The 11,678-nt window shown below is 74.0% G+C and carries 9 protein-coding genes; 3 read left to right on the top strand and 6 right to left on the bottom strand.

Features of this window, described 5'->3' with window-relative positions; translation table 11 throughout:
- Window positions 1-55: 55 nt before the first annotated feature.
- Genes MPTA5024_RS22520 through MPTA5024_RS22510 form a run of 3 tightly spaced genes read right to left on the bottom strand, consistent with a single transcriptional unit; the run spans window position 56 to window position 3,836 of the window.
- Window positions 56-709 (bottom strand): TetR/AcrR family transcriptional regulator, encoded by a 654-nt coding sequence (locus tag MPTA5024_RS22520; RefSeq protein WP_232326599.1) that lies wholly within the window; start codon window positions 707-709, stop codon window positions 56-58.
- Window positions 706-3,036 (bottom strand): YhgE/Pip domain-containing protein, encoded by a 2,331-nt coding sequence (locus MPTA5024_RS22515; protein WP_036327729.1) that lies wholly within the window; start codon window positions 3,034-3,036, stop codon window positions 706-708. Before MPTA5024_RS22515 ends, MPTA5024_RS22520 begins: the two co-directional genes overlap by 4 nt.
- Entirely contained in the window at window positions 3,033-3,836 is an 804-nt protein-coding gene (locus tag MPTA5024_RS22510; RefSeq protein ID WP_051458515.1) for an ABC transporter ATP-binding protein, read from the bottom strand. Before MPTA5024_RS22510 ends, MPTA5024_RS22515 begins: the two co-directional genes overlap by 4 nt.
- A 336-nt stretch (window positions 3,837-4,172) precedes the next feature.
- On the opposite strand from MPTA5024_RS22510, the gene MPTA5024_RS22505 reads away from it, so the two are divergent.
- On the top strand, window positions 4,173-5,471 hold the full coding sequence (locus MPTA5024_RS22505) for a pectate lyase (protein ID WP_036327727.1): 1,299 nt from the start codon (window positions 4,173-4,175) through the stop codon (window positions 5,469-5,471).
- 62 nt (window positions 5,472-5,533) lie between these two features.
- Here the strand turns inward: MPTA5024_RS22505 and MPTA5024_RS22500 are convergent, their stop codons facing one another.
- Entirely contained in the window at window positions 5,534-6,877 is a 1,344-nt protein-coding gene (locus tag MPTA5024_RS22500; protein ID WP_157099652.1) for a M20/M25/M40 family metallo-hydrolase, read from the bottom strand.
- A 288-nt stretch (window positions 6,878-7,165) separates the two neighbouring features.
- On the opposite strand from MPTA5024_RS22500, the gene MPTA5024_RS22495 reads away from it, so the two are divergent.
- Both MPTA5024_RS22495 and ald read left to right on the top strand, forming a co-directional pair.
- Window positions 7,166-8,548 (top strand): aspartate aminotransferase family protein, encoded by a 1,383-nt coding sequence (locus MPTA5024_RS22495; RefSeq protein WP_036327726.1) that lies wholly within the window; start codon window positions 7,166-7,168, stop codon window positions 8,546-8,548.
- Between the two features lie 66 nt (window positions 8,549-8,614).
- On the top strand, window positions 8,615-9,733 hold the full coding sequence (gene ald / locus MPTA5024_RS22490) for an alanine dehydrogenase (protein ID WP_036327724.1): 1,119 nt from the start codon (window positions 8,615-8,617) through the stop codon (window positions 9,731-9,733).
- A 58-nt stretch (window positions 9,734-9,791) separates the two neighbouring features.
- Here the strand turns inward: ald and MPTA5024_RS22485 are convergent, their stop codons facing one another.
- The gene (locus MPTA5024_RS22485; protein ID WP_036327722.1) at window positions 9,792-11,204 is read right to left on the bottom strand and encodes a tetratricopeptide repeat protein; all 1,413 of its coding nucleotides are present in this window, start codon (window positions 11,202-11,204) and stop codon (window positions 9,792-9,794) included.
- Between the two features lie 38 nt (window positions 11,205-11,242).
- On the bottom strand, window positions 11,243-11,678 hold a 436-nt coding region (locus tag MPTA5024_RS22480; protein ID WP_198167330.1), incomplete at its 5' end, for a cupredoxin domain-containing protein.

Below are 11,678 nucleotides of genomic sequence, written 5' to 3'. Positions count from 1 at the left end.
CAGCACTTATCCCGACGAATGACGGCCCACGTTAGTTGCCGATGATCTCGGGGGGCTAACGTCCGGAGATGCGGCCGTGTATCAGCTCGACGAGCGTCGCGTGCACGTCGTCCAGCGGCTGGTCCGGCCGCAGGGCGCGGCGCTCGATCGCGACGGTCAGCACCATGCCGAAGACGGCCGTCGCCGCCGTCCCCGTGTCGAGCCCCTCACGGAGCTCGCCCGCGCGCACCGCCTCCTCCAGGACCCGCTCGTACACGCCGAGCACGCTCGTACGCAGCCGCAGGACGGCCTCCTGCCAGGCCGCCCGCCACATCTCCGCCAGGAGGACCCGCGCGAACGGCCCGTACTCGTCGACGAAGCGGAGCTGGGCCAGCACGAGGGCGTCGAGCGTGGCGACCGGAGAGGCGGACGGCGCCCGGGCGGCCTCCGCGAGGGCGTCCGCGAGCCGCTCGATGCCGTGGTCGAGCAGGCCCGCGAACAGCGCCTCCTTGCTGCCGAAGTTGTAGAAGACCGTGCCCTTGGCGACCCCGGCGCGCTCCGCGATGGCGTCGACCGTCGTGGCGGTGTAGCCCTGCTCGGCGATGAGGTCGACCGCGGCCCGGTAGAGCCGCTGCCGGGTGTCGCCCCGCCGCCCCCGCTCGCCGCGTTCGGTCCGCTCGCCGCGTTCGGTCCGCTCGCCGCGTTCGGTTCGCTCGCCGCGCGTGCTCACAGGGCCAGCTCCGGCTTGAGACGGCGCAGCGACCATGTGCGGCCCCGGTGCACGGCGAGGACGGTCAGCGACAACCCGAGGACGGCGAACGCGGTCAGCACGCCGCAAGCCTGCCACACCACGGTAGGGTCGCCGCCGCTGATCAGCCGGCGCATCGCCGCGACCACCCAGCTCATCGGCAGCCACGGCGAGACGGCCTGGAAGAACCCGGGCGAGGTCTCGATCGGGTACGTCCCGGCCGACGAGGTGAGCTGGAGCATCAGCAGCGCCAGCACCACGATCCGCCCCGGCGTGCCGATCAGCGCGTTCACCGCCTGGATCACCGCGAGGAACGCCGCGGTGGTCAGCAGCAGGAAGCCCGCCACGCCGAGCCAGTGCGCGGCCGACAGCCCGAGCCCGAGGCGCAGCACCGCGAGCAGCACCCCGACCTGCAGCGTGCCCATCGCCACCCCCGGCAGCCACCCGGCGAGCGCGGTCCGCCACGCGGGAGCCGACCCGGCGAGCAGCCGCGGGTTCATCGGGCGGAGCAACATGTAGATCACCATCGCGCCCACCCACAGGGCCAGCGGCACGAAGAACGGCGCGAAGCCGGTGCCGTAGTTGGGCACGTCGTTGTCGATCCGCGAGTCGAGCCGCACCGGGTCGCTCATCATGCCCGTACGGCTGTCGCGCTCGGCCGTGCCGTAGTCGGGGATCTGGGCGGCGCCGTCGCCCAGCCTGTCGGCCAGCTCACCCGAGCCGTTCGCCAGCCGCACCAGGCCGTGGTCGAGCCGCCCCGCCCCCTCGTGCAGCCTGCCGATGCCCGAGTCGAGCCGCCCGGCGCCCGAGGCCAGCGCGCCGACGCCCGCGTCCAGCCGGCTCGCCCCGCTGTCCAGCCGCGCGAGGCCGTCCGACAGCCGGCTCGCGCCGCCGCCCAGGCGACCGAGGCCCGACGACAGCGAGGACGCGCCCTTCAGCGCCTTCCCGCTGCCGTCCCGCAGGCCGTCCGCCCCGTCGGCGAGCCGCCTGAGACCGCGGTCGAGCTGGTTGAACCGGTCACGGGCCCCGTCGAGCGCCGCGCCGAGCCCGGGCGCCGCCGCGGCCAGCTCGCGCGCGTCGCCGGCGACCTGCCGGGCCGTGCGGGCGAGTTCCTCCGTACGGCCCGCCTGCGCGTCGAGGCGGCTCTGCAGCCGGCCCGCCGCGCCCGACAGCTCGCCCGCCGAGCCGGAGGCCCGCTCCACCAGGGCGCGCAGCTCGGGGTCGGCGTCCGGGTGGGCGTCGAGCCAGCGCTCGACCGCGCGCAGGTCCTGCCGGGCGGCGCCCGCAGAGCCGCGGACCTCCTGGGGCAGGCCGTCCAGCGCGCCGGCGACGGCGTCCGCGCCGTCGGCCAGCGTGAGGGCGGCCCGCCTGATCCGGTCGCCGTCGCCGGTCAGCACGGGCGCGTACCTGTCGGCGGCCCCGTTCACCACCGGCGACAGCGCGTGCACCTGCCGGTACGCCTGCCGGTTGCCCTCGGCCAGCTTCGCCGCGCCCGCGTCGAGGGCGGCGAGCCCGGACCGCAGACCGGCCGCGCCCTTCGCCGCCGTCGACAGACCGGCCTCCAGTGACCTCGAACCCGCGTAGGCGGTGTGCGCGCCGCTCGCGAGGGCCCGGGACCCCGCCCGCAGCGTCCCCGCGCCGGCCGACAGCCTGCCGGTGGCGTCCTGCGCCGTGCCGAGCCCGGCGTCCAGCGACGCGGCGCCCCGGCGGGCCTGCGCCGTCCCGTCGTGCAGCCGGTCCGCCCCCTGCGCCGCCCGGAGCGTCTGGCCGTGCAGGTCGGCGAACGACAGGAAGATCTGGTCCAGGTAACCGCGCACCGCGCTGCGGCCGGACGCCTCCTTCACCTCGCGGAAGACGGAGTCGGAGATCGTCCGCATGATGTAGCTGCGGCCGGTGTCCACGCGGACCCCGAGCCGCGCGGGGCGCGGTGCGCCGTCACCGGAGGGGGAGGCGAGGTCGGCGCTGAAGTCCCGGGGGATCGTGAGGGACAGGTAGTACCTGCCGTCGCGCACGCCCCGGTCGGCCTCCGCCGCGTCCACCCGGTGCCAGTCGAAGACCCGGCGCCTCACGAGCTCGTCCGCCAGTTCGCCGCCCGCCCGCAGCGTCGTGCCGTTCGCCGCGGCCGGCTGGTCCTCCACGACCAGCGCCACCGGCACGCGCTCCAGGTTCCCCTGCGGGTCCCAGAACGACCACAGGTACAGCCCCGCGTAGAGCAGGGGCAGCATGACCACGGCCACGAGCGCTGCCCTGGTCAGCCGTGAGCGCGTGAACCGGCGCAGCTCCAGCCGCCCCGGGTGCGGAAACCTCATCGGAGCCCGCCCTCCTCGTCGCCGTCCCGTCCGTCCTCGTCCCGGTCCCGTGGGTCGTCCCCGTCCCGGTCCCGTGGGTCGTCCCCGTCCCGGTCCTGTGGGTCGTCCCCGTGTGCGTCCCCGTCCCGGCCGGTCAGGGGCAGCACGAGGGACGCGGCCTCGGCGGCCTCCCGCGCGTCCGTGCAGGCGGCCACGACCGTCAGCCCCGCGTCCGCGAGCCCCCGCAGGGTCGCCCACAGCGCGTGGCGCCCGTCCGCCGGGATCCCGTCGTCGAAGTCGTCCACCAGCAGCAGGCCCGGCCCGTCGAGCAGGGCCAGCGCGATCCCGAGCCGCACCGCCTGGTCGCGGGTGAGGTCCCGGGCGAGCGTCCGGTCGCCCTCGGGCAGGGCGGCCGGGTCGAGGCCCGCGCGCGCGAGCGCCGGCGTCACGACGTCGCCGTTCCCGCGGCGCCACAGCAGGCCGTGCGGCCGCATCCGCTCGTGCAGGTGCTCCCGTACGGACAGGGCGTCGTCGAGCGGGTTCACGTCGGGGAACAGGCCGAGCGCGGCCACCCGCCGGATGGCCCGCGGGCTGGTGTGGCCGCCGACTGCGAGCGTCCCCTCGCCGTGCCGCATCCGCCCGGCGAGCGTGAGCAGCAGGCTCGTCCGGCCGCTGCCCGCCTCGCCCTGGACGGCGGTGAGCGTGCCGGGCCCGGCGTCGAGGGTCACGTCCCGGTAGACCCAGCCGTGCCGTCCCCGCAGGCCGAGGCCGCGTGCCCGCACCTCGGCGCCGGCGAACGCGGCCCGTGCCTCCTCCGCCATGGCCCCTCCTTTTTGAACTGACCAGTCGGTACAAAAGAGCGTAACGCCGGATGGCGGGGAGAGCTGCCGGACGGCCTGTGATCTGCGCTACTTCCTGAAATTTTCACGGCCGGGACGCCGCCCCGCCGGCCGCGGATCAGGCGAAACACCGAACGCGTTCACATGACCGGACGGGGGAGCGGCGGGGCGTTGACCGGTGTTCCGGGGGTCCGTACGTTCGAGCACGTTCTTCCTCATGAATGCCATACACATTCATGAACACGCCTGCGGGACCAGGAGCGGCTACCCGCCGCGTCCCCGGTCAGGGGTCCTGCCTCACCTGCGAGGAGCGCTGCTTTGACACGGAGAAGGAGAACCTGGGCGGGGGTGGCCGGCGTCGTCGCGGGCGTCGTCACCCTGGCCGCCGGGGTCGTCGCGGGGACGTCGGCCGCGGCCGCGCCCGCGGCGGGAGCCTACCGGCTGGTGAACGGCAACAGCGGGCTCTGCATGGAGGTCCCCGGCGGCAGCACGTCGGACGGCGTCCAGCTCGACCAGCGGGGCTGCGCGAGCGTGGCCGACCAGACCTGGAACCTGACGGCGCAGGGCGGCGGGTTCCGCCTCGCCGCCGCCCACAGCGGCAAGTGCGCGGGCGTCAGGGACGCCTCGACCTCGGCCGGCAAGGCCGTCCAGCAGGAGTCGTGCACGGGCGCGGCCTCCCAGACCTGGCAGCTCACGCTGGTGAGCGGCTCGACCTACCAGGTGGTCAACGCCAACGGCGGCAAGTGCCTGAACGTCATGGACAGCTCGACCGCGGCGGGCGCGCCGGTACAGCAGAACTCCTGCGACTCGGTCACCAGCAAGCGGTGGACGCTGCAGCCCGCCGGGTCGACCCCGACCGGGACGCCCACCCCCACCCCGACGCGTACGCCGACCCCCACGCCCACGCCCACGTCGCCCCCGCCGTCCGGCGGCTGGCCCGGCGCGAACGGCTCCCAGGCGGTGAGCAGCACGATCAGCGTCTCCGGGACCGTGGACGGCGGCCTCAAGCGCTACTACGCGACCGGGAACATGGGCGACGGCGGCCAGAGCGAGAGCCAGAAGCCCATCTTCGAGCTCGCGAACGGGGCCACGCTGAAGAACGTGATCATCGGCGCGCCCGCCGCGGACGGCATCCACTGCCTCGGCACGTGCACGTTGCAGAACGTCTGGTGGGAGGACGTCGGCGAGGACGCCGCCACGTTCATGGGCACCTCGGCGTCGCAGACGATGACCATCGACGGCGGCGGCGCCCGGAGCGCGTCGGACAAGGTGTTCCAGCACAACGGCCCCGGCACGATGTACATCAGGAACTTCCAGGTCCAGGACTTCGGCAAGCTCTACCGCGCCTGCGGCAACTGCACGAACTCCTACCAGCGGAACGTCGTCATCTCCAACGTAACCGCGACCTCGCCCGGCAAGGCCTTGGCCGGCATCAACACCAACTGGGGCGACACGGCGCGCTTCTCGAACATCACGATCGTGAACGACCCGAGCCACAAGATCTCGATCTGCGACAAGTACAAGGGCGTGCCGAAGGGCAGCGAGCCGACGAAGATCGGCAGCGGCGCGGACGGCGTCAACTGCATCTACTCGGCGTCCGACATCACCTACCGGTGACGCCCCGCCGATGAGGGAGGGCCCGGCGGTCACCAGGCCGCCGGGCCCTCTCCCGTGGACGCCTAACGGCCCGCGCCGTACTCCGCGAGGAAGAGCGCCTCGGCCGTGATGATCCGGCGGAGCTCCTCGAGGTCGACCCGCTCGTTGGGGGCGTGGATGGCGGCGCCCTCGTCCTCGGCGCCGTACAGCAGGATCTCGGCCGCCGGGAAGCGGCGGGCGAGGGTGGCGACCAGCGGGATCGACCCGCCCTGGCCGACCTGGCGCGGCGCCCGGCCGAACGCGCGCTCCAGCGCCCGCTCGACCGCGTCGCGCGCCGGGCCCTCCGCCCCCGCCTGGAAGCCCGAGCCGGTGACGAAGTCGCTGAAGCTCACCTTGACGCCCCAGGGCGCGACCTTCTCCAGGAAACCGGTCACGTCGTCGAGCGCGGTCTTGGCGTCGCCCGAGGCCGGGATGCGGACGGTGACCCGCGCCCGGGCGACCGCCTGGACCGCGTTGATCGCGCCCGTCACGGTCGGCACGTCGAGCCCCGTGACGGTGATCGCGTACGACGCCCAGAGGCGGTCGGCGAGCGAGCCGCCGCCGACGAGGGAGACCCCGTCGAGGACCCCCGCCGTCGCGCGGAACTCGTCCTCGGAGTCGCTCGCGCCCGGGAACACGCCGCGCGGCAGGCCCGGCACCCGGACGTCGCCGTTGTCGTCGTGCATCGCGGTCAGCATGCGCATCAGCGCCGACAGCGCGTCGGGGGCGGCGCCGCCGAACGCGCCGCTGTGCACGGCCTCGGCCAGCGTGCGGACCTCGACGGTGAACGCCGCCATCCCGCGCAGCGACGTGGTGAGCGCCGGCTCCCCGACCCTGGGGTTGCCGCAGTCTGCGATGACCATGGCGTCGGCCCGCACGAGCTCGGGGTTGGCCTCGACGAAATCCTCCAGGCGCTCCCCGGCGTACTCCTCCTGGCCCTCCACGATGACCTTGATCCCCACGGGGAACCGGCCCTGGAAGGCGCGCAGCGCCGCCACGTGGGTCATCACGCCGCTCTTGTCGTCGGCCGCGCCCCTGCCGTACATCGCGCCGTCGACCACGGTGGGCTCGAACGGCGGCGTGCGCCACAGGGCGGTGTCGCCCGCGGGCTGCACGTCGTAGTGCGCGTAGAGGAGGACGGTGGGCGCGCCGGGCGGCGCGGGGGCCTCGCCGTACACGGCCGGGTAGCTGCCCTCGACCGGGATCTGCCGGACCTCGGGAAGGCCGGCGCTGCGCAGCAGCCGCTCGGTGAGGGCCGCGGCCTCCAGGACGGGCGCCTCCGCGTGGCCGGGGAAGGCCACCGACGGAATGGTCACCAGCCTCGTGAGGTCCTCGACCGTCTGCGGCATCCCCGCCTCGACGGCGCTCTCGATCTCCTCGGGTGTCACGGCGTTTTCTCCCGGATATGCGTTGTTCACGACGTTGTGAGCTGCTGGTCGGACCCCATTGCACCACACGGCGGGACGAGGCCGCCGGGGACGCATGGCGGACCGGCCGCACGCGGGCCTTCGCGGGGTCTGGACGCTCCCAATGTACGGTCACGGATTTCGTTGCTGTTACAACCCGATATCGCGGATTCCGAACTTCTTGCAGAGTGACACCACGTAATCACTTGGCAAAACGCAGAAGTGGCATGCACACTGTCCACAGCACGGATCACCTGAGGGAAGGTTGCGATGACGCGCCCCGACGTTCTCAAGGCCGCACAGGACAATCTCTGGATGCACTTCACCCGGCACAGCTCCTACGAGGAAGCCGAGGTGCCGATGATCGTGCGGGGCGAGGGGGCCTACGTCTACGACATCCACGGCAAGCGGTACCTCGACGGCCTGGCCGGGCTGTTCGTGGTCCAGGTGGGCCACGGCCGCGCCGAGCTCGCGGAGGCCGCGGCGAAGCAGGCCCAGGAGCTCGCGTTCTTCCCGCTCTGGTCGTACGCCCACCCGAAGGCCGCGGAGCTGGCCGCCCGGCTCGCGGACCTCACCCCCGGCGACCTCAACCGGGTCTTCTTCACCACGGGCGGCGGCGAGGCCGTCGAGTCGGCGTGGAAGCTCGCCAAGCAGTACTTCAAGACCCAGGGCAAGCCGATGAAGACCAAGGTCGTCAGCCGGTCCATCGCCTACCATGGCACTCCCCAGGGCGCCCTGTCGATCACCGGCATCCCCGCGCTCAAGCAGATGTTCGAGCCGCTCGTCCCCGGCGCGCTCAAGGCCCCCAACACGAACCTGTACCGCGCCGACGAGATCACCGGCTTCCCCGGCATGGAGAAGGACGCCGAGGCGTTCGGGCGGTGGGCCGCCGACCAGGTCGGCAAGGCCATCGAGATGGAGGGCCCGGAGACCGTGGCCGCCGTCTTCGTCGAGCCGGTGCAGAACGCCGGGGGCTGCTTCCCGCCGCCGCCCGGATACTTCCGGCGCCTGCGGGAGATCTGCGACGCCTACGACGTGCTGCTGGTGTCGGACGAGGTCATCTGCGCCTTCGGCCGCCTCGGCACGATGTTCGGCGGGCAGAAGTTCGACTACGTGCCGGACATCATCACCTGTGCGAAGGGCCTGACCAGCGGGTACTCACCCATCGGCGCCATGATCGCCTCTGAGCGGCTGTTCGAGCCGTTCAAGAGCGGCACGGAGTCGTTCGCGCACGGGTACACCTTCGGCGGCCACCCGGTGTCGGCCGCCGTGGCCCTCGCCAACCTCGACATCTTCGAGCGCGAGGACCTGCTCGGCCACGTCACCGCCAACGAGCCGGTCTTCCGGGCCACCCTGGACAAGCTCCTCGACCTGCCGATCGTCGGCGACGTGCGCGGGTCGGGCTACTTCTACGGGATCGAGCTCGTCAAGGACAAGTCGACCAAGCAGACCTTCAACGACGAGGAGTCGGAGCGGCTGCTGCGCGGCTTCCTGTCGAAGGCCCTGTACGACGCCGGGCTGTACTGCCGGGCCGACGACCGAGGGGACCCGGTCGTCCAGCTCGCGCCGCCGCTCATCTGCGGCCCCAAGGAGTTCGACGAGATCGAGTCGATCCTCCGTTCGGTGCTCACCGAGGCGTGGGCCCGTCTCTGACCGAATGCGCCCGGCGGCCGGCCCCGCCTCGGCCCGGCCGCCGGGAAACCTGAAAGGACCTGTTCCATGAAGATCGGCGTGCCTGCCGAGGTCAAGAACCACGAATACCGCGTCGCCGCGACCCCCGCGGGCGTGCACGAGCTCGTCCGCCACGGCCACGAGGTCACCGTCCAGCAGGGGGCGGGCCTCGGCTCGCACATCACGGACGAGGAGTACCTCGCCGCCGGCGCCAAGATCGTAGAGCGCGCCGACGACGTCTGGGGCGAGTCGGAGATGATCCTCAAGGTCAAGGAGCCGATCGCCGAGGAGTACCACCGGCTCCGCGCGGACCAGGTCCTGTTCACCTACCTCCACCTGGCCGCCTCGCGGCCCTGCACCGACGCCCTGCTCCAGGCCGGGACGACCGCCGTCGCGTACGAGACGGTCCAGGCCGGCGGCGCCCTGCCGCTGCTCGCGCCGATGTCGGAGGTCGCGGGCCGCCTCGCCCCGCAGGTCGGCGCCTACAACCTGATGCGCTTCAACGGCGGGCGCGGCGTGCTGCCCGGCGGCGTCCCCGGCGTCGCGCCGGCCAAGGTCGTCGTCATCGGCGGCGGCGTCTCCGGCCTCAACGCGGCGCAGATCGCCGTCGGCATGGGCGCGGACGTGTCGATCCTCGACGTGAACATCGACCGGCTGCGCTTCATCGACGCCGTCTACCAGGGCCGCCTGAAGACGATCGTGTCGACCTCGTACGCCATCGAGCGCGCCGTGCTGGAGGCCGACCTGGTCATCGGCGCCGTGCTCATCCCCGGCGCCAAGGCCCCGACGCTCGTGTCCAACGAGCTGGTCTCCCGCATGCGGCCGGGCTCGGTGCTCGTGGACATCGCGATCGACCAGGGCGGCTGCTTCGAGGACTCCCGCCCGACCACGCACGCCGACCCGACGTTCCGGGTGCACAACTCGATCTTCTACTGCGTGGCCAACATGCCGGGGTCGGTGGCGAACACGTCCACGTACGCGCTGACGAACGCCACCCTGCCGTACGCGGTGAAGCTGGCCGACAAGGGGTGGCGGGACGCGCTGCGCGCCGACGACGCCCTGCGGCTCGGCCTGAACACCCATGCCGGCGTGCTCACCAACGAGCCCGTCGCGGTGGCGCACGACCTGCCGTACACCCCGGCCGCCGAGGTCCTCGCCGCGGCCTGATCCGACGCGGAGACCGCCGTCGTGCCCTTCGGCGCGGCGGCGGTCTCGCTTTCGCGCGTCAGCGGACGTCGAGCCGTCTGCGCAGATCGCGCGCGGTGCCCAGGAGGTGTTCGACCTCGGCGGCCGTGGGCCACGGGCCCGTGCCGGGGGTGAGGAGGGCCGCCCGCACCGAGCCGAGGTGGCCGACGGCGGACGCGTGCAGGCCGCTCGCCTCCGCCACCCAGGCGACGGCGTCGGCCCCCTCCGGCATGTCGCGGGTGACCGCGTCCCAGGTGCCGAGGATCTCCGCCAGATCGGCCGGGTCCGGCGCCGCGTCGCCCCGCCGTCCCGCCGCGGCGGCGGCCAGCTCCGCCCGCGCCGCCGTCTCGGGGTCCGCGGGACGGTCCCAGTACGGCGGGGGGGAGTCGAGCAGGCACGGCTCCGCGTCCGGCGACCGGCCGATGAGGGACAGCAGCGTCCGCAGCTCCATGGCGGCCCGGTAGTGGCCGCGCGCCGCCGCCTGGCGGAACCAGTGCACCCCGCCCTTGAGGTCGTTGTGCTCGGCGACCAGCAGCAGCCCCAGGTGGTAGGCGCCCTCGGGGTCGTCCGCCTCCGCGGCCCGGCCGAACCAGTGGGCCGCGGCCAGGCGGTCGCCGAGCTCCAGGCACGTCACCCCGGCCATCCGCCGGGCCTCCCGGTGGCCGCCGCACGCGGCGCGCTCGAAGCAGGCGCGGGCGGTGCGCACGTCCTGGCCGGCCAGGGCCATGCCGCCGAGCCGGTACGCCGCGCCCGGGTGCTCGGCCCGGAAGGCCAGCCGGTAGAAGGTCTCCGCGCCCTCGGCGTCTCCGGTGGCCTCCAGCAGCAGACCCAGGTGGTGGGCCGCGGCGGCGTCGCCGCCCCGGGCCGCGTACTCCCACCAGTGCCGGGCCTCCTCCGCGTCGCCCGCGGCGTACCCGAGGAAGCCGAGGTCGCCGGCCGACCTCAGGTCGCCGTCGAGGGCCGCCCGGCGGTGCCAGCGTCGGGCGCCCGTGCCGTCTCCGGCGTCCTCGCACAGCAGCGCGAGCCGGTGGGCGGCGTGGCGGGAGCCGTCCTCCGCGGCCCGCTCGAACCAGTGCCGCGCTCCCGCCACGTCGCCCCAGCGGTCGAGCAGCAGGGTGGCGAGGTGGGTGGCGGCGTCGGCGTCGCCGGTCCTTGCGGCCCGCTCGAACCAGGCGACGGCCTCCTCCGAGGTGCCGTGCCGCTCGTGCCAGACACCGAGGTTGTAGGCGCTGTCGACGTGGCCCGCTCCCGCGGCCCGCTCCCACCACTGCCGGGCCGCCGCCCGGTCGCCGCGCTCCGCGTACAGGCGGCCGAGGAGGTGGGCCGCGCCCGCGTCGCCCTCCGTGGCCGTGGCGAGCAGCCGCGCCTCCGTGGGGTCCCCGGGCTCGGGGACGCGCGGGACCGGGAACCCGGGCCACGCCGGTGCCGCCTCCGTTGCTCCCACTAATGTCATGCGCACAGACTCGCATGTGACCATGCCGTCACGGAGGGTTATTGCGAAGACCTTTGGCCGAGTGATGACCCTTCGAAGCTGATGAAACCCACGTACATTCCCATGCCGCACGCATAGCGCAACCGCCCCGCCGGGCGGGCCGGCAGCCGTACGGACCGCTCGCCGGTCACGGGCAGGACGACGTCGCGGTCCTCTATCGAGAGCGTGCGGGTGCAGCCGCGGTTGTCCGCGGTCCGGAACAGGATCTCGACGGGACGGCCGGCCGCGGCGCTCACCACGCCCGGCCGGAAGCCGTCGCCGGTCGCCCAGACCGTTACGCGCTGTGTGCCGTCCGGACCGGCGACGGCGCGCCCCACGGACGCGGGGGAGCCGAGGTCCGGCAGCCAGCCGCCGAGACGCAGGCCCGACGCGACCGTGACGAGCCCGGCGACGAGCGCGGCGGCGCCGGCCAGGGCCGCCAGCCGGGCCGAGGCG

It is taken from the genome of Microbispora sp. ATCC PTA-5024 (assembly GCF_000511135.2).
Classification (GTDB): Bacteria; Actinomycetota; Actinomycetes; order Streptosporangiales; family Streptosporangiaceae; genus Microbispora; species Microbispora corallina.
The sequence above is the reverse complement of the archived record's forward strand: the minus strand, read 5'-3'. Positions and strand labels throughout refer to the sequence as shown.

Bases quoted from the DNA above. Each gene is read 5' to 3' on its own strand.
- ald (WP_036327724.1), top strand. From the start codon at position 8,615: ATGAAGATCGGCGTGCCTGCCGAGGTCAAGAACCACGAATACCGCGTC.
- MPTA5024_RS22485 (WP_036327722.1), bottom strand. From the start codon at position 11,204: ATGACATTAGTGGGAGCAACGGAGGCGGCACCGGCGTGGCCCGGGTTC.
- MPTA5024_RS22515 (WP_036327729.1), bottom strand. From the start codon at position 3,036: ATGAGGTTTCCGCACCCGGGGCGGCTGGAGCTGCGCCGGTTCACGCGC.
- MPTA5024_RS22495 (WP_036327726.1), top strand. From the start codon at position 7,166: ATGACGCGCCCCGACGTTCTCAAGGCCGCACAGGACAATCTCTGGATG.
- MPTA5024_RS22510 (WP_051458515.1), bottom strand. From the start codon at position 3,836: ATGGCGGAGGAGGCACGGGCCGCGTTCGCCGGCGCCGAGGTGCGGGCA.